General features: G+C 33.3%; 21 protein-coding genes. 7 read left to right on the top strand and 14 right to left on the bottom strand.

Annotated elements, in window-relative coordinates; all coding sequences use genetic code 11:
• Positions 1-63 precede the first annotated feature (63 nt).
• Together ACI9TV_RS06110 and ACI9TV_RS06105 are read left to right on the top strand one after the other, a co-directional pair.
• Positions 64-1,017 (top strand): 6-phosphofructokinase, encoded by a 954-nt coding sequence (locus tag ACI9TV_RS06110; protein WP_415249880.1) that lies wholly within the window; start codon positions 64-66, stop codon positions 1,015-1,017.
• Between the two features lie 290 nt (positions 1,018-1,307).
• On the top strand, positions 1,308-1,937 hold the full coding sequence (locus ACI9TV_RS06105; RefSeq protein WP_415249879.1) for a DUF302 domain-containing protein: 630 nt from the start codon (positions 1,308-1,310) through the stop codon (positions 1,935-1,937).
• Positions 1,938-1,996: 59 nt separating this feature from the next.
• On the opposite strand, the gene purL is transcribed toward ACI9TV_RS06105, so the two are convergent.
• The 3 genes from purL to ACI9TV_RS06090 form a co-directional block, all read right to left on the bottom strand.
• Positions 1,997-4,213: a phosphoribosylformylglycinamidine synthase subunit PurL gene (purL, locus tag ACI9TV_RS06100; RefSeq protein WP_415249878.1), complete on the bottom strand. Its 2,217-nt coding sequence runs from the start codon at positions 4,211-4,213 to the stop codon at positions 1,997-1,999.
• Between the two features lie 63 nt (positions 4,214-4,276).
• Positions 4,277-4,804 (bottom strand): GreA/GreB family elongation factor, encoded by a 528-nt coding sequence (locus ACI9TV_RS06095; RefSeq protein WP_415249877.1) that lies wholly within the window; start codon positions 4,802-4,804, stop codon positions 4,277-4,279.
• Between the two features lie 32 nt (positions 4,805-4,836).
• Positions 4,837-5,166, bottom strand: coding sequence for a hypothetical protein (locus ACI9TV_RS06090; protein ID WP_415249876.1), 330 nt, complete (start codon positions 5,164-5,166; stop codon positions 4,837-4,839).
• 124 nt (positions 5,167-5,290) lie between these two features.
• Between ACI9TV_RS06090 and ACI9TV_RS06085 the strand changes: the two genes are divergently transcribed.
• Genes ACI9TV_RS06085 through holA form a run of 3 tightly spaced genes read left to right on the top strand, consistent with a single transcriptional unit; the run spans position 5,291 to position 9,021 of the window.
• The gene (locus ACI9TV_RS06085) at positions 5,291-6,094 is read left to right on the top strand and encodes an HDOD domain-containing protein (RefSeq protein ID WP_415249875.1); all 804 of its coding nucleotides are present in this window, start codon (positions 5,291-5,293) and stop codon (positions 6,092-6,094) included.
• Between the two features lie 9 nt (positions 6,095-6,103).
• Positions 6,104-8,050: an RNB domain-containing ribonuclease gene (locus ACI9TV_RS06080; protein ID WP_415249874.1), complete on the top strand. Its 1,947-nt coding sequence runs from the start codon at positions 6,104-6,106 to the stop codon at positions 8,048-8,050.
• Between the two features lie 2 nt (positions 8,051-8,052).
• Entirely contained in the window at positions 8,053-9,021 is a 969-nt protein-coding gene (holA, locus tag ACI9TV_RS06075; RefSeq protein ID WP_415249873.1) for a DNA polymerase III subunit delta, read from the top strand.
• Positions 9,022-9,034: 13 nt separating this feature from the next.
• Here the strand turns inward: holA and ACI9TV_RS06070 are convergent, their stop codons facing one another.
• Positions 9,035-9,526, bottom strand: a complete 492-nt coding sequence (locus ACI9TV_RS06070) for a GAF domain-containing protein (protein WP_415249872.1) — start codon at positions 9,524-9,526, stop codon at positions 9,035-9,037.
• A 555-nt stretch (positions 9,527-10,081) separates the two neighbouring features.
• The gene (ilvC, locus tag ACI9TV_RS06065) at positions 10,082-11,104 is read right to left on the bottom strand and encodes a ketol-acid reductoisomerase (RefSeq protein WP_415249871.1); all 1,023 of its coding nucleotides are present in this window, start codon (positions 11,102-11,104) and stop codon (positions 10,082-10,084) included.
• A 142-nt stretch (positions 11,105-11,246) separates the two neighbouring features.
• Between ilvC and ACI9TV_RS06060 the strand changes: the two genes are divergently transcribed.
• Both ACI9TV_RS06060 and ACI9TV_RS06055 read left to right on the top strand, forming a co-directional pair.
• On the top strand, positions 11,247-11,978 hold the full coding sequence (locus ACI9TV_RS06060; protein ID WP_415249870.1) for a hypothetical protein: 732 nt from the start codon (positions 11,247-11,249) through the stop codon (positions 11,976-11,978).
• A 111-nt stretch (positions 11,979-12,089) separates the two neighbouring features.
• Complete coding sequence (locus ACI9TV_RS06055) at positions 12,090-12,563, top strand: DUF302 domain-containing protein (protein WP_415249869.1); 474 nt, start codon at positions 12,090-12,092, stop codon at positions 12,561-12,563.
• Positions 12,564-12,605: 42 nt separating this feature from the next.
• Here ACI9TV_RS06055 and ACI9TV_RS06050 read toward each other — a convergent pair whose 3' ends face one another.
• The 9 genes from ACI9TV_RS06050 to ACI9TV_RS06010 form a co-directional block, all read right to left on the bottom strand.
• Positions 12,606-13,409: an ion transporter gene (locus tag ACI9TV_RS06050; RefSeq protein WP_415249868.1), complete on the bottom strand. Its 804-nt coding sequence runs from the start codon at positions 13,407-13,409 to the stop codon at positions 12,606-12,608.
• Positions 13,406-13,798 (bottom strand): Holliday junction resolvase RuvX, encoded by a 393-nt coding sequence (gene ruvX, locus ACI9TV_RS06045; RefSeq protein ID WP_415249896.1) that lies wholly within the window; start codon positions 13,796-13,798, stop codon positions 13,406-13,408. The genes ACI9TV_RS06050 and ruvX overlap by 4 nt, the downstream gene beginning before the upstream one ends.
• Positions 13,799-13,801: 3 nt before the next feature.
• Positions 13,802-15,142, bottom strand: a complete 1,341-nt coding sequence (mnmE, locus tag ACI9TV_RS06040; protein WP_415249867.1) for a tRNA uridine-5-carboxymethylaminomethyl(34) synthesis GTPase MnmE — start codon at positions 15,140-15,142, stop codon at positions 13,802-13,804.
• 2 nt (positions 15,143-15,144) lie between these two features.
• Positions 15,145-16,293, bottom strand: a complete 1,149-nt coding sequence (locus tag ACI9TV_RS06035) for a Jag N-terminal domain-containing protein (protein WP_415249866.1) — start codon at positions 16,291-16,293, stop codon at positions 15,145-15,147.
• Positions 16,286-17,935, bottom strand: a complete 1,650-nt coding sequence (gene yidC, locus ACI9TV_RS06030) for a membrane protein insertase YidC (protein ID WP_415249865.1) — start codon at positions 17,933-17,935, stop codon at positions 16,286-16,288. The genes ACI9TV_RS06035 and yidC overlap by 8 nt, the downstream gene beginning before the upstream one ends.
• Before the next feature lie 2 nt (positions 17,936-17,937).
• Positions 17,938-18,273, bottom strand: a complete 336-nt coding sequence (yidD, locus tag ACI9TV_RS06025) for a membrane protein insertion efficiency factor YidD (RefSeq protein ID WP_415249864.1) — start codon at positions 18,271-18,273, stop codon at positions 17,938-17,940.
• Positions 18,270-18,587, bottom strand: coding sequence for a ribonuclease P protein component (gene rnpA, locus ACI9TV_RS06020; RefSeq protein WP_415249895.1), 318 nt, complete (start codon positions 18,585-18,587; stop codon positions 18,270-18,272). The genes yidD and rnpA overlap by 4 nt, the downstream gene beginning before the upstream one ends.
• Before the next feature lie 20 nt (positions 18,588-18,607).
• Positions 18,608-18,742 carry a 50S ribosomal protein L34 gene (gene rpmH / locus ACI9TV_RS06015; protein ID WP_275846591.1) on the bottom strand — a complete coding sequence of 45 codons (135 nt, stop codon included), beginning with the start codon at positions 18,740-18,742 and terminating at the stop codon, positions 18,608-18,610.
• A 187-nt stretch (positions 18,743-18,929) separates the two neighbouring features.
• Positions 18,930-21,506 carry an ATP-dependent Clp protease ATP-binding subunit gene (locus ACI9TV_RS06010; protein ID WP_415249863.1) on the bottom strand — a complete coding sequence of 859 codons (2,577 nt, stop codon included), beginning with the start codon at positions 21,504-21,506 and terminating at the stop codon, positions 18,930-18,932.
• Between the last annotated feature and the right edge of the window lie 106 nt (positions 21,507-21,612).

Below are 21,612 nucleotides of genomic sequence, written 5' to 3'. Positions count from 1 at the left end.
CTATTTTATCCAAATAGAGTTTATAAAATGGTAAACTTAAAAAAATACAATTAAAGAATACCTATGAAAAATATAGCAATTCTCTGCTCCGGCGGTGATGTATCTGGCATGAATCCAGCACTGAAACATTTTGTTGAATACTCTATTGAAAAAGAACTCACTCCACATTTTATCTATGATGGCTACGAAGGTTTAATTGATAACCATATCAAGAAAGTTGACTATTCTAATGTATCTGGAATTATTACCCGAGGTGGTACAAAAATCGGGAGTTCTAGAAGTAAACGATTTATGCAAGAGAAATATAGAACCATCGCAAAACACAATCTTGATGCTTTAGAAATTGATATGCTCATAGTCCTAGGTGGTGATGGATCATTCCGTGGACTTGATGTTTTTTACAAAGAACATGGTATAAAATTTTGTGGTGTACCTTCCACTATAGATAATGATATTCATGGAACTGATTATTGTTTAGGAGTAGACACTGCTCTTAATGTTATCAAAACCTCTATTGATGCAATCAGAGATACAGCCTCGTCGTTTAAACGTGCTTTTGTTATTGAAACAATGGGACGAGATTGTGGGTATTTGGCATTGGTTTCTCATTTAACGTCTGGTTCAGAACTTTGTCTTATCCCTGAGAAAAAATATAACTTAGATTCTTTTGAAAAAGACTTTAAGCAACAAATAAAAAATGGTAGAAGATATTTTATAGCCATCGTTTCAGAGGGAATAAAAGAAGAGTCTCAAGATATTGCTGAGTGGTTTGAAAAGAAAATTGGCATAGAAGCAAGAGTTTGTGTTTTAGGTCATGTGCAGCGTGGTGGAAATCCAAGTATATATGACAGACTTATGGCATATAAATTTATAACGCACGCTATTAATGCTCTCCTTTCCAATCGTAATGAATCTATTGTTTGCTATACAAAGCAAGGTTTTGTACTTAAAAATATTGATGAAGTGGTAAACACTTCATATACTTTAGATCCTTCACTTTTAGAATTTTTAGAGTAGAGTTACAAATATACAAGAATTTATTGACTATTTAACTTTCAAGTCTTTTAAAAATAAAATTATTTGTTCTTTTTCTTGCAATATTTATATTTTCAGAAATTATCTGGAGAATGATGTTTGAATTTTTAATCGCTTTTTTACAGATGAGAGACGCATTAATAAGATAATTTTATACATAACTCCACGTTAACAATATTTTCTCTCAACTTTATCAACTTTTTGACATATTTTTGACATATTTTTACCTAATTATGATAGCATAATGACATATAACACAAACAGGGGTTAGAATGAAAAAGAAAATAGTCTTATTAGTTGCAAGTTTAATGGCTGCATTTACAATGAGTGGTTGTACTATGGGGAAAATGGGTGTAGCATATATGGGTTTTCCATCTGAGGCGCAAGAGGCTTATGCAGATATGATGGCTCAGTTAGCTGAAACAGGTGACCCAGCTCAAGCTATGATGAAAGAATGGGAAATTACAGACCCAGAATTAACAGAAGAAGATGTTTTTGATGAGATGAAAGATCTTGCCGCTGAGTATAACATGAGATATGTTGGCGAAAAAGATATGTTTAGACTTCTAGAAGCTGAACAAGTAGCTTTTGAAAAAAGTGGAATACCGAGATCAGAACAAATTGTACATGCTAAAATTGGTGAATTCTGTTCATTAATTATCGCTAAAAAAATGTTTAATCATTCTCGTTTTTATGGTGGGTTTATGCCATGTCGTGTAGCTTTTGTTGAATATGGTGATGGTAGAAGATACTTAATTTCTATGGATATGACTCTCGCTTTATATGGTGGAACTGACAAAAAACCAATTAGCCCAGAACTTATGGAAGATATGCAAGCTGTTAAAAAAGCTATGGAAGAAATCCCAGCTATCGCTGCAGGGTATGATATAGAAGAAGACTAGTAAAACACTATTTTAATTCCCATCGTCTCTGATGGGAATTTATCAAAACAAAAAATAAACTAAATATCTCTCTCAATTACACGCTTGAAAGTATTGAAATAATTATCTTTTAACTCATCCATACTCATACTAATGTCATTTACTTTAATAGTATCTCCACCAGTAGTTCCGATTTTCTCAACTGTCATTGACTCTTCAAGCATTGCTTCAAAAGCTTCACAATTTTCAGGTTTAACTTCAATTATTGCACGAGCCATAGATTCAGCAAAGATATCTCTCTCATCTGTAACGCTCATCTCAACATCACAACCTAATCCCGAAGTAGCTACCATCTTAGCAAGGGCAATCGCTACACCACCAGAACTTGCATCTTTTGCACATTCAAGTAAATGTTTTTTATTACCTTCAATAACTAGTTCCCAGAGAGCTAACTCACTTTTGTAGTTAATCTCCGGTAGAGTTCCGGCAACAGTTCCACAAACCTCTTTCATGTAAAGTGAACCACCGAACTCTGACTTACTTTCCCCAACTAAGTATAGTGAGTTACCCTCACCTTGAAAGCTAGACATTAAAACATTGTTTTGGTCATCATTTACACCAACCGTCGCGATTGAAGGAGTCGGGAAAACTGACACACCATTTGTTTCATTATAAAGTGAAACATTTCCACCGATAACTGGAGTAGTTAACTCAGTACATGCTTCTTTAATACCTTCACAAGCTTGAGCAAATTGCCACATAACCTCAGGATTTTCAGGATTACCAAAATTTAAACAATCTGTAATTGCTAATGGTCTAGCTCCAGACATTGCTACATTACGCCCTGCTTCTATAGTTGCTGCTGCTCCACCACCTTTTGGGTCGATGTAACAAAAACGTACATTACAATCAGCTGACATTGCAAGCGCCTTACCATTCTCTTTTACACGAATTACAGAAGCGTCAAGCATACCACCATTTTTGATAGTGTTTGTTTGTACCATTGAGTCATACTGTGTATATATCCAAGCTTTATCTACAACTTCCATAGATTTGATAAGTATGTTAAACGCATCTTGATTTGAAACTTTATCAAAATCATCAATAGTAGTATCTTTAATCTCATCAAGGTATGCTGGTTTACTCATAGGACGGTTAAGTTCCGGTGCTTCTTCTGAAACTGGATCAACTGGAACCTCTCCACATTTTTCGCCTTCCCAAAACAATTCCATATTACCTGTGTCTGTTACCTCGCCAATAACAGCCGCATCTAAGTCCCATTTTTCGAAAATATCTATAATCGCTTGTTCTGAACCTTTTTTAGCACATAGAAGCATTCGTTCTTGAGATTCTGAAAGCATGAAATCGTAAGGAGTCATATTTTCTTCACGAGCAGGAACTTTATCTAGGTGCATTGTCATACCACTACCGGTACGTCCTGCCATTTCAAATGAAGAAGATGTAAGTCCAGCAGCACCCATATCTTGAATACCAACAACATGATCAGTTTTGAAAAGTTCCATACAAGCTTCAAGTAAAAGTTTTTCTGTAAAAGGATCGCCCACTTGAACAGTAGGACGAAGTGATTTAGATTCTTCTGTAAATGAATCAGAACTCATTACCGCTCCACCTAAACCATCACGACCAGTTTTTGCACCAACGTACATTACTGGATTACCAATACCCTCGGCACGACCTAAAAAGATCTCATCAGACTTTGCAATTCCAAGATTAAAAGCATTTACTAAAATATTTCCATTGTAGCAGTCATCAAAACTTACTTCACCACCAATAGTAGGTACACCCATACAGTTACCATAACCACCGATTCCTTCAACCACACCACGAACTAAATAACGTTGGTGTGCAGATACTTTATCATCGTTCATTACATTACCAAAACGAAGAGCATTAAGTGATGCTACAGGACGAGCACCCATAGTAAATACATCACGCATTATGCCACCAACACCAGTTGCAGCACCTTGGTAAGGTTCTATAAAACTTGGATGATTGTGTGATTCCATCTTAAATACAGCAGCATAGCCATCGCCAATATCGATAACACCAGCATTTTCACCAGGACCTTGGATAACCCAAGGAGCTTTTGTAGGAAAACCCTTTAAGTGTACTTTAGATGATTTATAAGAACAATGTTCACTCCACATAGCTGAGAAAACACCAAGTTCAACAAGATTTGGCTCACGCTTTAAAATCTCTTTGATGTGTTTGTAATCTTCTTGTGAAAGTTTATGGTTTGCTAGTTGTTCATCGATGTTTTCAAGTTGTTGGCTCAAGATAGAATCCTAAAAATTTAGTTTTTAAATGTGGATTATATCTAATCAGAGGTAAATAGAGTTTTAATGGAAAGAAAAATCCATTTTTGTTCGTATTTTTTTCTTAAGAGAGAAAATATTTTTGTACTCAATACCTAGTATTTCATACTCTTTTACACCATGAGGTAAGTTAACTTTGAATTCATCATCTATACCTTTACCCAACATCCCTTTTGCTATGGGCGAATGAACAGAAATAAGTCCAATATCAGGTTCACTTTCTAAAACCCCACATAAGGTATAGGTTTCTTCTTCGTCTGTATCAATATTATTAATCTTAACCGTACTTCCAAAACTCACTTTAGTATGTTTAAAAATAGACGGATCAATAATTTGTGATTTAGCTATCATGGCGTTAAGGTAAAAAAGTCTCTTATCCATGAAACGAAGCTTCTCTTTTGCAGCATGATAATCAGCATTTTCACTTCTATCGCCTTGGGCTGCTGCAACTAGCTTTTCTTCTGCAGTTTTTGGTTTTTCTACCTCAAGCAAGAACTTAAACTCTTCTACTAAAAGATCATAACCTTCTAGTGTCATCGGCTCTTTATTCATACTAAGAACCAAAAACTACTAACATAAGCTTCTTAGTGATGATCAAATCCAACTATATAATACGTCTCTTTATTTTCTAACTTTTTCACAGTCACTTTAAACTTTTCGCTAAAACGTTGTACTTTTTCATGTGCTTCACCTGCGAGCTCCGGACTGTTAGCTTCTATTTTAATTTTAAAACAATCCTCTGAGTTCGAAAGTGCTACGAAAGAACCATCTACTTTTAAATGGTCATGTAAATCCATTATATGTTTTTGTATTTTCTCATACCCTGAAGTGTTGTTTTCAACTTTCTCAAGTTGTTGTATTAAAGCATCATTTGGTGCATAATCTAATTGTATTAGCATCGCATCTCTAGTCATTGTTTTTTTCCTTTTTCATTGTTATAAAAAATAATATCACTTTTTTGTAAACATTCAGTAGTTGTTAATAAAGATGCACTATAATTGTAGATATAACTTAAAATTTTAATTAAGAGAGAGCACAATGACTGAAGAAATATTAAAGAAGATCAAGCAACTTCCACCACTTCCAGAATCTGCTATGCAAATAGAAGCAGTCTATCAAAATCCAGATTCTAGTTTTAACGATATGGTTAAAATCTTGGAAAAAGATCCACTCCTAACTGCTGATATTCTTAAGGCTGCTAATTCACCACTTTATGGTTTTTCTCGTGAGATAAATGCTATTTCTCAAGCTGTTGGTCTCTTTGGTATGGGAACTGTTCGTGGATTTGCTTTAGCTTCAATTGTGAAGAAAAGTTTTTCTCTTGACTTATCTCCTTATGGTATCAACAATGATATGTTCTCTGCATTATCTAAAAAACAACATGCGCTTGTAACTGCATGGTGTATTAGAAAAGAAAACAAACTTCTTGGTGTTCTTTCACCTGCAGCATTTCTTGTTGAAATTGGCAAAGTACTTATTGCACAGCAAATCATTACTGATGGAAAACAAGAAGAGTTCCGTAATGCTTTAGCTGAGCTTGGAGATGTTGAAGCTGCTGAAAGACAAGTTGTTGGTGTTGATACTCCTGAAGTATCTGCTACAATCTTTAAACAATGGAAATTTGAAGAAGGTTTAGTTGATGTACTGGGATCTTGTATGAATCCAGAAAAAGCTGACAACTCTGATGATGTGAGACCGGCTGCTATTTTAAATGCGGTACGTTTAGCTGTTCCTATTAATGGCGTTGTGACTGATGCAAGTATCGAAGCTGCAAAAGAAGTTATTGCAAAATTTGAACTTAACTTAGAAACATTCGAAACTGCTATAGAAAATATAAAATAACACGCTCTCTTGAAATCTCTCCTTATACGACTCACTCTTGGTCTGAGTGAGCAAGATACCACTCCTGATGAAAGAGTGCATATTCATAACTTCTTAAGTAAAAAATACCTTACCTTTAAAAATGATATTTATAAATTTAATTCTAAATACCGTGCTGGTACACTTGGTCTTATACAAAAAGGGACAGCCTACGTCAATGTAATTGGTGAACTCACACGTGATTTATTCATAGCTGAAGGAAATTTAGCGGATGCAAAAGAAGGCGACTTAGTCATCTCTCAAAGACTTCTAGGTAAACGTGGTGCCCCATCTGCAAAAATACTTGAAGTTGTTGGTCGAGCTATAAGTTATTCTATTGGCTACATCATCTTAAAAGATGGAAAAAAGTCACTCGTTGATTTAAAAACTGACTATCCTACTGGGGTTGAAATACTCCAAGAAGAATTAAATTCATATGAAGAAGGTGATGTTTTTAAAATTGACAACACAACATATAGTATTATGGAAAAACTTGGGAATATGTCTGATCCTAAGGTTGATGAAAAAATTGTTCTTGCTCAATTTAATAAGCATGATGAGTTTGAGCCAGAAGTTTTAGAAATTGCTTCTTCATTTGCACCTGTAGATGCCTCAAAACATCCAAAAAGAAAAGACCTAAGAACACTACCATTTTGTACTATTGACCCAGTGACTGCAAAAGATTACGATGATGCAATTTACTGGGATAACGAAGAAACTACACTCTATGTAGCTATTGCTGACGTTAGTGAGTATGTAAAACCTTTTGGAGCTTTAGACAATGAAGCGATATATAGAAGTTTTTCTATATATCTTCCACATCGCTCTATCCCTATGCTTCCTCGCCAACTAAGTGAAACACTTTGTTCTCTTCAGCCGCATGTAGACAGACTCTCTTATGTATTTCAAATGAAATTAAACTTAGAATCTCTAGAAGTAGTTGAGTCAAATGTGTATGAAGCAATTATTCATTCAGACAGAAGATTTAATTACGAAGAGATCGATGCGTACTTTGAAGGTTCTCTTAGAGCTAAGAATGAAAAAGAAAAAGAGATATTTGAGTACATTACACAACTCAGAGAAGTAACAGACAAGCTCAAAAATAAAAGATTAAAAATTGGTTATGATTTTCGCTCAACTGAACTTGAAATGAAGATAGATGAAGATGCTAATCTCGCATCAACTTCATATGCCGAAGAAACTCCATCTCATGCACTTGTAGAAGACTGTATGCTTTTAGCAAACAAAGAAGCAGCACGCCAATTTGAGCGTGGTATATTTAGAATTCATGAATCCCCATCACAAAATAAACTTCAAATTCTTTATCAAGAATTAGCTGGAATTGGGATGTTTATAGATATCAAGAACTCTATCAAAGAAACTATTACAGAGATTCAAAAACAAGCTAGCGATATGAATTTAGAATCAGAAGTAGATACTTTAATTATCCGTTCACAAATGCAAGCGAGATATGCACCACTAAACTCTGGGCATTTTGGTCTTGGTTTTGAAGAGTATACACACTTTACTTCACCAATTCGTAGATACTCAGATCTTATAGTTCACCGTTTGCTCAAAGCAATCAATAATAATGACACAGAAGAAGGTTCTTATGTCTTGCGGAATATCGAAGCCTTAAGTATGACTATAAGTGAAAAAGAGCGTGAATCAAGTACTATAGAGGTTCAGTACCAACAAAGAAAATTTGCACGTTGGGCAGAAAATAATTTAAATAAAGAATTTAAAGCAAGAATCACAGCAACCGACCCTGATGTAAAAGCAGAAATTCACGATGAAATTCAAGGTGCAAGACTTAATATCACTTCTCTAGGGGATATTGTTCTCTTTGAAGATGTTATAGTCACAATAGACAAGGTTGATATTGCAAGAGCTAAGATTTATGCGAGTGTCGTTTCAAAAATAGATAAAGATAGTTAGGCATGTATAAAAATGAGTTAGATAATGCTATAAAGAATAAAAAAGTTTCCAATAGTTTTGTCTTTTTTGGCGAGAGTACTTTTCTTATAGATATGTATACAAAAATGATGTCTAACATAGAAGATGCTTGTTTTTTATCTTTTTACCATGATGAGTATAACTTTAAATCTGCCAAAGATCATCTCTCTCAATCTTCACTCTTTGGAGATAGTAATGTACTTATCATTAAAAGTGAAAAAAAAGTTCCAAAAAAAGATTTAGATATATTCATAGAGTTGTGTGAAAAGAATCCAGATAATATTTTTATATACGCATACTATGGAAGTGACCATAAAACCTATAATAACAAAAAAACTTTTGGGAAATTTTCTACTATGTCTGTACGATTCTTTAATCCTAAAGACTATGAATCACAAAATATACTCCTGCAAGTTGCACAGGAAAAAGGTGTTAACATTGATAAGTACTCTGTTTCGCACCTACTAAATATTCATAATGGAGATATAGCTCTCTCATGTAATGAGATGGATAAATTTAGAGTATATGACAGAGAAATTACTACAAAAGATATAGAAAATTTAGTTTTTGGACTTGCAGAGATAAGCATAGATACACTCATAAAAACTTTACTTACAAAAAAAGACTTTAAAGAAGATGTACGAAATATTCTTGAACACGGTGAAGATGAAATTAGAATTATTACAGCTATTACTTCATACATAACCCAACTCTATTTGTTTAACATTTATATACGAGTAAATGGTGCTCCAAATGCACTTGAAATTCTAGGCTACCCTGCCCCAAAGTTTATAGTAGAAGAAAAATCGGCCTTATCTCTACGTTTCAAGCCAAATACTTACTACAAATTACAAGAACTACTACTTGATAGTGAATTAAAAATGAAAAGTTCTGGTGTAGATAAATATGCAATTTTATTGTCTACTTTAATTAGAGTTCAAAAATTAATCTAAGAATAAACTTCTCTTAGCCCTCATAAAGATTAATTAAGTCAATAAAGTCACTTAAATTACGTGAAAAAAACTTCATATATTTAAGGTCATCATTATCAAATCCACCATCTTTATTTAATAATTCTAAAACCCCAACTATCTCTTTGTTATTATTAAAAAGAGGTGCTGTAATAATATTATGAGTACGGTAGCCTGTCATCTCGTCAATATCTACTAAAAATACAGTATTTGAATACACATTATTTTCAATAATTGGTTCTTTTGTACTTAATGTCTTACCAACAATTCCCTTATCAGCAGGAATGACTATACGCTCAACACCATCTGCCAATGTTGTCCATAGTTCAGCGTTTTGAGGATTATATATAAACATAGAGCAACGATCTGCTCCAATTATATCTTTAGCATAACTAGAGATGAGTGGTAAGCCCTCTGGCAATGATTTCTTATATAGTATTTGATTACCAAATTCAACAAGCTTAGCCCGCTTATACGTATCATTCATGAAAGTCCTTCTTAAATATTTTCATTTATTATATACATTCGTCAATGAAAACGAGATTAAAAGATTTAACTTAAAGTAACACTGAGGTATAAAAGGAAATATATGTGGGTTAGAGATACATAACGTATCTCTAGTATATTGAAAAAAGCTTCTAGTTATTTAAAAATTATTCTGTATAAATCTGTATATACGTTACCGATTAATCCTAATCCGAAAAGTGCAAGAGCACCTGTTAATACTAATACTTCCATAATATTCTCCTAATTAGTTCTATCCCCTTGAATGGATTGATTATATAAGATAAATAATTAGATACTACTTATAACTTTAAATTAATTTAATTATAATATCTACTTAATATATGTCAAATTTTCTAAAATAATTTAATATGAATAAAGGAGTGTTCTAAAAATTAAAAGAGTGATGGAGTTTCAAGGCGCACGCTGAGGAAGGATACTGTAGTATCTGACGAAGTGAGCAACGCAGATCTAGGCTAAAAGCCTGACACAGCATTTCACTAAATGAAATGTCGTGCATTGCGTCGCTATTTTAATTTTAGTTTGTGTCCTGATTAACAATCTTAGATTTTCCAATCCATGGCATCATTTCACGAAGTTGATTACCAGTTTGAGTGATAAGTTTAACTTTGTCATTTGAACGCTCAGCATTCATACGAGGGTAACCTGATTGACCTTCTAGGATGAAGTCTTTTGCAAATCTACCATCTTGAATTTCAGTAAGAATATCTCTCATAGCTTGTTTAGACTCAGCATTAATAACACGTTTACCAGAAACATAATCACCATACTCAGCAGTGTTAGAGATAGAATATCTCATATCAGCGATACCACCCTCAAACATTAAGTCAACAATTAGTTTAAGTTCGTGTAAACACTCGAAGTATGCAAGTTCAGGAGCATAACCAGCTTCAGTTAATGTCTCAAATCCAGCTTGCACTAATGCAGTTGCACCACCACAAAGAACAGCTTGCTCTCCGAAAAGGTCAGTTTCTGTTTCATCTTTGAAAGTTGTTTCAATAATCGCAGTTCTACCACCACCAATTGCAGAAGCATAAGAAAGAGCTAACTCTTTAGTATTTCCTGAAGGGTTTTGACCAACAGCAATTAAATCTGGAATACCACCACCACGTACAAATTCAGAACGTACAGTATGTCCAGGAGCTTTTGGAGCAATCATAGTAACATTGATGTTAGCAGCAGGGTTAACACGACCATAATGAATGTTAAAACCATGACCAAAAGCAATAGTAGCACCATCTTTAAGGTTTGGAGCAATTTCTTCAGCATAGATTTCAGCTTGATTTTCATCTGGAAGAAGAATCATTACAACATCAGAACATGCAGTAGCTTCAGCAATAGTAAGAACTTCAAACTTTTTCGCTTCAGCTTTAGCCCATGAAGAACCATTTTTACGTAGTCCAACACATACATCAACACCAGAATCTCTTAAGTTTTCTGCGTGTGCGTGTCCTTGAGAACCAAAACCAATCATTGCAACTTTTTTGCTCTTGATTAGGTCTAAACTTGTGTCTTTGTCATAATAAACATTTAATGCCATCGTATTTCCTTGGTGTTTTAGCTTAAGTGTATACTTAAGTCTTTTAAAAATTTGTGGCATTATACTTAAATAAAGTAAAAAATTTTATAATGTCAGTAATAAAAGGGGAATTTAATGAAAGAATTTAATCTAATTAGTATCTATGAGTAAACAAAAAGTCTCAATCGAATATAAATACCGAGGTTCAGTAGAGCTTCCTGAGAATACAGATGCAAAAGATGTCTTCTTTCGTACAAAACAAGCCTATGCAAATCATGAAAAAATGAGCATTAATCTTATATTTTCAAACCATAAACTCTCAAAACTAAGAAGCTATCAAAAAGGTGGTTCTGAAAACGAACTTGAGAATTTAAATCTCTACATTGAACTCGGTGAAATACTTGGCTTTGATACCGGTGATGCAAAAAAGCTTAAAGGTTCCATTGAAATCACAAATGATACAGCACACTCAAACTTTAACATTACAAAAAGACTCAAACTCATTAACAAAAAGCAAAAGTCTAAGGCTGATAAAAACTATCTTTTCTGGGATATAGAAAACTTTTCAGGAATTGGTTCTATCTTTAGTCAAATAATTGAACCTTATGATATAGATGATGAAAATATATTTATGGCAGCTAACCCTGATTCACTTTATTTAAAACGTGCAGAGTGGGAAGCAAACCTCTATGACTATGGAAAAACACTTAATTCATTTAACTTTATAAAATGTGGGCATGGAAAAGATGTAGCAGATACTCTTTTACTCGATAACTTTAAACAATTAAATCTTCAAAATGCAAATGTTTTTATGCTGACTTTTGATAGAGACTTAAAAGAAAGATTTACTACTGCAACGCACAATAGTAATAATCTTTTCATTATGGCTAAATAATATTTAAATCCGTTAACAGTTCATTAATAAAAATCCAATTCTCTATTCATAATATTTATTTATAATTCTTTTAACTAGAAAAATTTAATCTAGTTAAAATAAGGGGTTTATGTGAGTAAATTATTAAATATAGCGTTAGGGTTTGTTGTTGGTATGGTAGTAGTAGGTGTTGCAGGTTGGAATATGATGCCAGGCATGATGCTAGAAGAGAGATTGAGCCCTTATTCAATGGAAAAAACAGTTTCTACAATAAAAGAAAATGCTCTAGCCGAGGGCTGGGTAGTTCCTAGTATTAAACCACTGCATAAATCTGTTAAAAAACATGGGGGTGGTGATGTACTTCCAGTAATGTTAGTAAACTTATGCCAAGCTCACCATGCAGCTAAAATGTTAGGTGATGATACTGCAAGAGTCGTATCTGTATTTATGCCTTGTACAATTTCAGTCTACAAGAAAGCTGATGGAAAAGTATATATCAGTAGTATGAATGCTGCTTTACTTGGAAAGATGTTTGGAGGTATTGTTTCTGTAGTTATGGGAGAAGTATCTGTAGATCAACAAAAATTTATAGCATTTGCTAAATAGCCAATAAATCAACAAACGATAGCGAAGAAAACAACTACTTTTTTAAGTAGTTGTTTTCTTTAGCTCTTTTATTTCAGCTCTCATCGCTCTCATCTCTTCTAAAATTAAATCTATTTTATCATGCTCTTCGTGCATTTCATCTACCATATCTTTGTTATTAATCTTCTCCATTTCACCAATAATAACCGCAACAAAAAGGTTAAAAAATACAAAAGCTGCGATAACTACAAAACTTACAAAATATATCCATGACCATGGATGTATTTCCATTCCCTCATACATTACATCAGTCCAATCCTCAAAAGTAAGAATTCTAAACAGAGTCAGCATAGAGATTAAGAAATCTTTCCATAAGCCACTTGCAGCATCTTCAAATAAGAAGTTTCCTACAATTGCATACATGTAAAATACAATAAACATTAAAATAACAATATCTACAATAGACGGTATAGCACCAATAAGCATATCAATAATTTTTTTAAGTTCTGGCCTTGAAGTAAGAAGACGAAGTACTCTAAATATTCTAAATATTCTTGCAATTGGAGCGATAGCAGTGTTATCAAGTGGGATAATAGTAATTACAACAATAACAAAATCAAAAACATTCCAACCTGACTTGAAAAAATCCATCGTCTTTTCTTGGGCATAAAGTTTAATCATAATCTCTACTAGAAAATATACTGTTACCATATAGTCAAGCGCAGTAAGCATCATTGCATAATGACTCTCTACTTCACCAATTGTTTTAAAACCTAAAACTGAAGCATAAAATATAATTACCCCTGTTGTAAGATTTGAGAACCATTTTGCTTCTCTTACATCAACAAGTCTTTCTTTAAATGTCACCTAAGCGTCCTTAAATATCTTTGTAAAATAATCATAGCGGAGATAGAATCTATACGTCCATCTCGAATATGTTTGATTTCACCTTTTATTAAAGCTTCAGCTTCTTTAGAACTCCCAGCCTCATCTTGGTATATTACTACACCATCAAAATCAACAAGATTCATAAAATGAGCTATACGTCTTCGCATCTCATCTTCACTACTACCACCAAGAGGAATACCAATAACTATTGTATTAATTTCCCACTCTTTTACGGCCTTTTTAACTTCATCTGAGGCTTGGTTTCTATTTTTACGGATAATTGCTTTAAGTGGAGTTACTAAGTCTTTATGCGCTGAATATGCGAGCCCTATTCTTTTTAATCCTAAATCAATTGCTAAATATTTTATCATCTATTTTCCTAAACAAAAAGAGCCGAACATTTTATCTAACATCTCATCGTTCTCAAATGGTCGTGTTATGCTTGCCATCTCTTTTACTGCTTCACCCAAATGGAATGAAAATATTTCTAATTCTTGATCTTGAAGAGGAATAAAAGATTCTTCAATGTTTGTTAATGTATTTTCTACAGCAAAGATTTGTCTTTGAGATATAAGCATCATTTCATCAGATGTATTTGTTGTATCCATGATATTTTCTAATACCTTTATAAGAGAATCAACATTATCTTTAGAGTTTATTTCTAAATCAAAACTCATATTTTCAATTTTGAACTTTGATTCTAAATCAATCTTATTTTTTATATAAATAACTTTTTTATTTTGTGTAGTAGTATTAATGAGAGAGATAATTTGATTATCTTCACTATCTGATACCCTTGAACTATCAAATAAAGCTATCACAATATCACTTTGCTCAATTGCTTCAAGACTTCTTTCTATCCCAATTTTCTCTATTTCATCATTTGCATCACGAATTCCAGCAGTATCTACAATACGAATCAAATGTGTCCCAATTTTTACTTGCTCTTCTATCGTATCTCTTGTAGTTCCAGCAATCTCACTTACAATAGCACGATTATAATTTAAGAGTCTATTTAATAAGGAGCTTTTCCCGACATTCGGTTTTCCTACGATAGCTACTTTAAAACCTTGCATTAAACCTTCTCTTGCTTTAGAAGCTAAAAGTGTTGAGTGAAGCGAAGCTTTAAGTTCCTCAAGTTTTTCTTTAATCTGCTGAACTAAATCTTCGGGTAAATCTTCTTCGGCATAATCTATACTCACCTCAGAATAAGCAAGTATATGAATAATTTCATCACGAATATTTTCTATATATTCTTTAAGCGACCCTTTCATTTGAGCAGCTAAGATTTTTGCAGCATCTTCACTTTTTGCTTCAATAAGTTGTGCGATAGCTTCTGCTTCACTTAAATCAATTCGTCCATTAAAAAATGCACGCTTAGAAAATTCACCAGCAGTAGCAAGTCTAGCACCATACTCTACAGTAGCCTTTAGAATTGACTGAGCAACAATAAAACCACCATGACATTGAATCTCAACTACATCTTCCCCAGAGAAAGAATGAGGTCCTTTGAAGTAGATAACAATAGCTTCATCTATAAGTATATTTTCTTTGTTGTAGATATTTGTTAACGTGGCGTGACGAGCGGTAAAGTTAGCTTTAGTAGAGAGTTTCTTAGCAATAGAGAGAGCCTTATCGCCACTAAGGCGTATAATAGCGATAGAACCTATGCCATTAGCCGTAGCAATGGCTGATATAGTATGATCATCCATTACTAATTTGAGTGGTAATCATTTATGATAATATATTTAAGCCCATCACGAGTAGAACGGATTACAATATATTTATCAGGGTATTTGTCACGAAGTTCATTCAGAGCAATTTGGACGAGAACACCATCAAGTATTTTAGTTTGTGCTCGTCCATCTCTATTAATATTTTCACAAACACCTACAAGATATTTTGAAATCGATTCTTCTTGATTTTTCAAAAATTCTGCGATTTCGAGACGTAATTGCACTTGGTATTTTGTATTTAACCAATTAAACATCATATAAGAAAGAGCTTTATATCTATATCCTTCTTTACCAATTAATAATGCTGCATCTTCACCTTTAAATTCTACAAGAAGTGTGTTTTCATCATAAGCACGTACATCAATACTTTGGATTTTAAAACATGTAAAGTCAAACAGTTCATTTATCTCTTTTGATACTGTCTTTGCAATCTCAGAAATATTTTTACACTCTTCACAATCTTCATCACCTTCATCATAGTCTGCTAAATAACTTGATACATCGTACTCATCTTCATCATCTTGCATACTTACAAATGAAGCTGGCATAAATGTGTCGTTAAGCATTGTATGAGATTCTTTTTTCTCTTCTTGTATTTTACTTTTTTGTTTTTTTGGACGTCTTTTTTGTTCTTCTTTCTTTGAATCTTCTTTAAGTTTCTGGTTTAACGCTTCGCGTTTATTCACTTTTGAAACTTTATTAGATTCATTAGAATTTGTTGAATTTACTCGTTTATCTTCTTTCGGAGCTTTATTAGATTCATTAGAACTTATTGTATTTACTCGTTTGTCTACTTTAGGAGTTTTATTAGATTCATTAGAAGTATTCACATTCACTTGTTTTGGTTTTAATGCTTCACGTTTATCTACTTTTGGAGTTTTATTAGATTTATTGTTACTTGTTGGATTTACTCGTTTATCTAGATTTGAAGTTTTACTTGATTCACTCTGACTTTCTAAATTCACTTCCCTAACAGCTACTATAATAGCTGATTTTTTAAAGAGTCCTAAAATACCTTTACTAGGAGCTTGGACAACTTCGATTTTCAATTCAGTTACAGAACACTTTAGTTGTAAAGCAGCATCTTTATATGCTGCTTCGAGTGTAACTGCCTCGATTTTAATCATCTTTTTTCTCCGATATTTTCTTATCAGATTTATCAGATTTCTTTGCGCGAGCAAGTGCTTCTTCAGCCTCATTTGCATTTTTAAATTGTGCATTTACAATGAACTGCTGACCTATTGAGAACAGGTTGTTTACAAACCAGTAAAGTACTAGACCTGATGGGAATGTTATAAAGAAAAATGTAAAAATAACTGGTAAAAATTTAAATACTTTTTCTTGCATTGGATCAGTAAAATTACTCGGAGTAAGCTTTTGCTGATAATACATTGATGCACCCATTAATAATGGAAGTATATAAAAATTATCCATACGAGATAAATCATCAATCCAGAATATCCACTCAGCACCTTGAAGTTCCACTGCATTTAAAAGTACACGATAAATTGCAAAGAAAACAGGAATCTGCATTAACATTGGTAAACAACCACCTAAAGGATTTGCATTATGTTTTTTATACATATCCATAACAGCTTTATTCATACGCTGTGGATCACCCTTATGTTTTGCTTGTAATTCTTTAATCTGAGGTGAAATCTTCTTAATTTTTTGCATAGACATCATACCCTTGAATGTCAAAGGGTAAAGAATAATTCTAACACTAAAAGTTAATGCAACAATAGACCAACCCCAGTTTCCAAAGATATCATGTAACCACATCAAAAATTGAAACAATGGCTTAGAAGCAAATGTAAACCAACCATACTCAATTGCATTTGTAAGTACTGGATTAATATTATCAAGTACTTTATACTCTTTTTGACCTACATAACCATTAAAACTCATAGTTTGTAATGCATCAAAATACACTACGGGATTGTCATCTCTATCACGTTCTATAATTATATTTGTATCTTTAGCAAAACCGTACATAATTGTTGCTGAGTACTGATCAAATGCAGAGATTAGTTCAACACCTGAGAACACTTGTCTCCCCTCAGCATCTCCATCTTCTATAATTGTTACAATTTCGTCATCTGTATACACCATAGCACCAGATATAGTCATCATTTGTTCTGTGATTTCTGGTCTTTGACCTAAATAAATAAAATATCTTTTATCCTCTGAAAGTGAAACAACTGCATCGTAATGACCATCTGCATAAAATGTTAGTTCTTTTGTAACTGTTAGTGTTGATAACTTTTGTGTTAAAGTAACTTTTTGAGGTTCACCAGCTAAAGCTATCTCTTTTACAGACGCAGTATATGCTACAGAAGAAGCTTGTTTATTTAGATCCGGCTCTGCAAATCTGATAAATAATGGTTTTGTTGCAAAAGCTGGAATAAGTTGGGAATGTTTTTCTTCTTTATCATTAAACTTATCTTGTAACAATACTTTTGAAGATATACGACCTAAAGTATCTAATTTTAAAATGAAATTTTCATTTGTAACGGTAACAATATCATTTGAAGCACCAACAGAAATTTCTTCTTCATTAGACACATCGTGACCAACTACTGCGTCAACTACCCTGTCTTGAAAACTTGTTTGCTCGCTATTTTGATTTACTCCTACTTTTTGGCTCGTTTGAGCATCTTCGAAGTCTACTTGTTCTGGTGGAAAAATTGCTGTATACGCTGCGAAAAATACTACTGATAATGCTACTGCTACAAGTAATCTTTGGTTTGGAGACATTTTATCTAACACGGTTAGCCTTTGTATGAAAAATTTTTTATAATATGAAAACGATTATTTTTATTTGGAACCAGCCAATATCTTATAGATTCCATTCCCAGCTTTGTGGGCTTGGGCGAGAGTTTATCTAGTAGTGGATACTCTATCCCACCATCGAACAATTGATTACATCGTAGTATTCTAGTCAAAGAGTGGTAAAAAGCACTTGAAAGTGAATTATTTTCAAAATTTATTCGTGCAAATTCACTACAAGATGGATAATACCTACATGAACCAAAACCAATCAGTGTAAAAAACTTCTGATAGAGCCATAAAAATTTCAATAAAACTGTACGTATTATTTCTATCATTCTTGATTTTCTTTAAATGCCTGAGAGCGAAATATGACTTTTTTGAAATCTTTTAGTAAATTGGGATGAGGAATATCTATAATTGATTGTTTTGCAACGAATATGTATGTACCATCTTTGATTGTTTGCGAATGTTCTAAAAAGAGAGCTCGAAGTCTTCTTTTAGCACGATTACGTTTTACAGCATTACCAATTTTTTTGGTAGCAGTAAATCCTACTTTGTGAATTCCATGTTGTGGGAGAAAAAAGAGGACAACGCTAGAGGAGTGTTGGTTTTTCCCTTTTTTATAAATATACTGAAACTGCTTATGCAGTTTTAGTGTATCAAATCCGCCTAAACTGACAATCTTTTACGACCTTTAGCTCTTCTACGGTTTAAAACTCTACGACCATTCTTAGTTGCCATTCTTGCACGAAAACCGTGAGTTCTTTTTCTAGGTGTATTATGGGGTTGGTATGTTCTTTTCATTTTACATATCCTTTTCTGTTGATTTAGTACGGATAAGAAACAAAGTCCCTTATCCTACGCTAACGCTGAGTTTCCTTCGACAGGATGCCCATGCACAGTTACCCGTGCTTTGAGAGGAATCCAACTAAATAAACAAATGTTTGCGTTTTAGATTCGGAATAATATAAGAAAATTGCTTAAAGTGTCATTAAGATACATTTACTTTTATCTCAGAAGCCTCAAAATCAAATTGAACTGTACTCCCTTCCACTACCTTACCTTCTAAAATTAAATCAGCTAACCTATCTTCTACTATCTCATACAAAGCGCGTTTAAGTGGTCTAGCACCATAGACAGGGTCGAATCCAGCTTCAGCTATATATTGTTTTGCTTCATCACTTAAAGTAAGTGTTATATCTCTTTGCTCCACTTTTTTAGCAATCTCTCTAAAAAAGATATCTACGATATCTACAATTTGCTCTTGACCAAGTGCATTAAAAATTACAATATCATCTAAACGATTTAAAAACTCTGGCTTAAAGGATTGTTTTAGTTCACCCATAACAAGTTTTTCTAATTCCTCAGAATTAGGATAATTGATGATTTTATCACTTGCTATATTTGATGTTAAAATAATAATAGTATTGGTAAAATCAACTGTAACACCTTTGTTATCAGTCAAGCGACCATCATCTAATACTTGAAGGAGTATGTTAAAAACATCTGGATGTGCTTTTTCAACTTCATCAAACAAAATCACACTGTATGGCTTGCGACGTACTGCTTCTGTAAGTTGTCCACCCTCTTCGTATCCAACATACCCAGGTGCTGCACCAACGAGACGCGATACAGAGTGTTTTTCCATATATTCACTCATATCTATTCGTATCATAGACTCTTCACTATCAAAAAGAAACTTTGCTAATGTTTTTGCAGTTTGTGTTTTACCTACACCAGTTGGTCCTAAAAATAAAAAACTTCCTATTGGTGAAGATGTATCGGATAGCCCTGCTTTATTTCTCTTTATAGCTCGAGATACTGCATGTGTTGCTTTACTTTGTCCAATTACATCTTTATTTAATTCTTCCTCAACATGTAAGATTTTATCTTTTTCACCTTGAAGCATTTTATTTACCGGTATATGCGTCCAACGAGATACAATACTTGCAATTTCTTCTTCACCTACACTGTTTTTAAGTAATGTTCCTGAGTTTTGTAACTTTTCCCAATTTTCATTTATACTTTTTTCTTCTTTTAAAAGTTTAGGTATTTCACCATATTCAATCTCAGCTGCACGATTAAAGTCTGATGAGGATTTAGCTTGTTCAGCCTCTCTTCTTTTTGCTGCTATATCGACTTTGATACTTGAAATTTTTTCAAAGACCTCTTTCTCAGTCGCGAATTGTGCTTCAAGATTTCTGATCTCTTCTTCAACATCAGCTAATTCTTTTAAAATTTCACTCAGTCTTTTCTCATTTGCTGGAGTTTTTTCCATTTTCAAAGCTTCTTGTTCTACATGAAGCTCAGAAGACCTTCTTTTTGCAAAACTTAAAACATTTGGTTCTGACTCTATCTGCATTTTAAGTTCTGCTGCCGCTTCATCAATCAAGTCAATAGCTTTATCTGGTAAAAATCTATCTGCAATATATCTATCTGAAAGACGAGCTGCCGCAACTAGTGCACTATCAGTTATAGTTACATTATGATGTGTTTCAAGTCTCCCTTTAATCCCACGAAGAATTTGTAGCGATTGATTCACGCTTGGTTCATCAAGGTTAATCGGCAAAAATCTTCTTTGTAAAGCAGTATCCTTTTCAAAATACTTTCTGTACTCTTTTAAGGTTGTGGCCCCAATAGTATGAAGTTCACCACGAGCAAGTGCTGGTTTTAAAATATTTGCCGCATCCATACTACCTTCAGATGCCCCTGCTCCTATAATCGTATGTATCTCATCAATAAAAAGTATGATTTGCCCGTTTTGTTTGACTTCATCTATAACTGACTTTAATCTATCTTCAAATTCGCCTCTATACTTTGCCCCTGCAATAAGCGATGACATATCAAGTGCAACAACTCTTTTATTTTTCAAAGATGTTGGTACTTTACCATCACTAATTCTTTGTGCTAGACCTTCAACTAATGCAGTTTTACCAACTCCCGGTTCACCTAAAAGCATAGGGTTGTTTTTCGTTTTACGGATTAAAATTTGCATCATTCTACTGATCTCTTCATCCCTACCAATAACAGGGGATAGTTTCCCTTCAGCAGCTTCAGTTGTCAAATCAATTCCGTATTTTGATAAAGACTCTAAAGTTTCATCTGAACTTTGAGAGTCAATCTTTGCTCCACCTCTCGACGCTTCTAAATTTTTTGCCAACTCTTTTACATCAATATATTTTTTTAATATACTGGCATAAGGCTCCTTATTTAAATTTGCCAATATATATGTATCTACTGCTAAATAAGTATCGCCATTATTTGTCATAAGTCCTGCTGCGTTTTCAAGAGAGCTAACAAAGTTTTTCGATAACTTTATATTCTCTTTTGATACAGAAGTTGACTTCGATAGACTATTGGATAGACTTTTTACATCTAATTCTATGGCAACCTTATCAATATTCATTTTATTAAACATTTGATTAAGTACGGAGTTTGAATTAGTTAAAAGTGCCCATAAAAAATGTATGAGTTCAACTTCTTGATTTTTATTGTGCAAAGCTAAAGATATGGAAGATTCAATCGCTTCGGTCATATTATGTGTTAGTTTTTCAAAAATATTATTCATTGTAAATCCTTTTAATTATACATTTATTATATCATATTGAGTCACTTAGTGTCAAGTTAACTTACTCTTTATTACTCATGGTAAACTTTTACCATCATAGAAAAGT

Origin of the sequence: Sulfurimonas sp. (genome assembly GCF_047622445.1) — a bacterium.
Classification (GTDB): domain Bacteria; phylum Campylobacterota; class Campylobacteria; order Campylobacterales; family Sulfurimonadaceae; genus Sulfurimonas.
Note: the sequence above shows the minus strand (reverse complement) of the source record. Positions and strands in the feature narration are given on the sequence as shown.

Bases quoted from the DNA above. Each gene is read 5' to 3' on its own strand.
- ACI9TV_RS06110 (WP_415249880.1), top strand. From the start codon at position 64: ATGAAAAATATAGCAATTCTCTGCTCCGGCGGTGATGTATCTGGCATG.
- ACI9TV_RS06105 (WP_415249879.1), top strand. From the start codon at position 1,308: ATGAAAAAGAAAATAGTCTTATTAGTTGCAAGTTTAATGGCTGCATTT.
- ACI9TV_RS06095 (WP_415249877.1), bottom strand. From the start codon at position 4,804: ATGAATAAAGAGCCGATGACACTAGAAGGTTATGATCTTTTAGTAGAA.
- ACI9TV_RS06090 (WP_415249876.1), bottom strand. From the start codon at position 5,166: ATGACTAGAGATGCGATGCTAATACAATTAGATTATGCACCAAATGAT.
- ACI9TV_RS06085 (WP_415249875.1), top strand. From the start codon at position 5,291: ATGACTGAAGAAATATTAAAGAAGATCAAGCAACTTCCACCACTTCCA.
- holA (WP_415249873.1), top strand. From the start codon at position 8,053: ATGTATAAAAATGAGTTAGATAATGCTATAAAGAATAAAAAAGTTTCC.
- ACI9TV_RS06070 (WP_415249872.1), bottom strand. From the start codon at position 9,526: ATGAATGATACGTATAAGCGGGCTAAGCTTGTTGAATTTGGTAATCAA.
- ilvC (WP_415249871.1), bottom strand. From the start codon at position 11,104: ATGGCATTAAATGTTTATTATGACAAAGACACAAGTTTAGACCTAATC.
- ACI9TV_RS06060 (WP_415249870.1), top strand. From the start codon at position 11,247: ATGAGTAAACAAAAAGTCTCAATCGAATATAAATACCGAGGTTCAGTA.
- mnmE (WP_415249867.1), bottom strand. From the start codon at position 15,142: ATGGATGATCATACTATATCAGCCATTGCTACGGCTAATGGCATAGGT.
- ACI9TV_RS06035 (WP_415249866.1), bottom strand. From the start codon at position 16,293: ATGATTAAAATCGAGGCAGTTACACTCGAAGCAGCATATAAAGATGCT.
- yidD (WP_415249864.1), bottom strand. From the start codon at position 18,273: ATGATAGAAATAATACGTACAGTTTTATTGAAATTTTTATGGCTCTAT.
- rpmH (WP_275846591.1), bottom strand. From the start codon at position 18,742: ATGAAAAGAACATACCAACCCCATAATACACCTAGAAAAAGAACTCAC.
- ACI9TV_RS06010 (WP_415249863.1), bottom strand. From the start codon at position 21,506: ATGAATAATATTTTTGAAAAACTAACACATAATATGACCGAAGCGATT.